Source organism: Serratia sp. HNCC26DJ206, from assembly GCF_057180605.1.
In genome coordinates this window covers 1-331 of record NZ_JBXUGP010000165.1, presented here as the reverse complement: position 1 = coordinate 331, position 331 = coordinate 1, and the positions used below count along the sequence as shown (strand labels likewise).

The window sequence follows — 331 nt, the reverse complement described above, 5'->3', positions numbered from 1 at the left end:
AGAGCGCCAAATGGCGCTCTTTTTATTGTGCACAGAAAACCTCCAGCTAGGCTGGAGGTTCCGTAAAGCTTTCAGCTTTGAGCCAGTTATAAAAACCCCTTTTGATTTGTTAAAACAGTTTGCGGTCTGGCAACTGCAAACGTTCAACAAGAAATCAAAAGGGGGTCCCAATGAGGGACGAAAAGAGCTTAGCGCACACGCAATGGATCACATAGTATTTGCGCCGAAGTACCGAAGAAAGGTGTTCTACGGTGAAAAGCGTAAAGCGATAGGCAGTATCTTAAGAAAGCTGTGTGAATGGAAAAACGTGAATATTCTGGAAGCGGAATGT

Annotated in this window: 1 pseudogene; it reads left to right on the top strand. The window is 44.4% G+C overall.

From position 1 onward, the window contains the following. Nucleotides 1-170: 170 nt before the first annotated feature. Nucleotides 171-331, top strand: a pseudogene (locus tag AC2A1E_RS24425) (transposase); the annotation flags it as partial.